The 288-nt window shown below is 64.6% G+C and carries 1 protein-coding gene; it reads left to right on the forward strand.

Annotated elements, in window-relative coordinates:
• On the forward strand, positions 1 to 288 hold a 288-nt coding region (locus tag J0A68_RS23385; RefSeq protein ID WP_498371316.1), incomplete at both ends, for a thiolase family protein.

Consider the following 288-nt stretch of genomic DNA (forward strand, 5'->3'; position numbering starts at 1 on the left):
TTCTGAAGACAACAACATCCGCAAAGACTCCAGCCTGGCTTCCTACGCCAAGCTGAAACCGGCGTTCGATCGCAAGCACGGCAGCGTCACTGCGGCCAACAGCACGCCGTTGACCGACGGTGCGGCGGCGGTACTGATGATGAGCGAATCGCGCGCCAAAGAGCTGGGGCTGCAGCCGCTCGGCTATCTGCGCAGTTTCGCCTTTGCCGCCATCGACGTGTGGGAAGACATGCTGCTGGGGCCCTCCTACGCCACGCCGCTGGCGCTGGATCGCGCCGGCATCGGCCT

The organism is Algoriphagus oliviformis (genome assembly GCF_017254915.1).
Classification (GTDB): domain Bacteria; phylum Bacteroidota; class Bacteroidia; order Cytophagales; family Cyclobacteriaceae; genus Algoriphagus; species Algoriphagus oliviformis.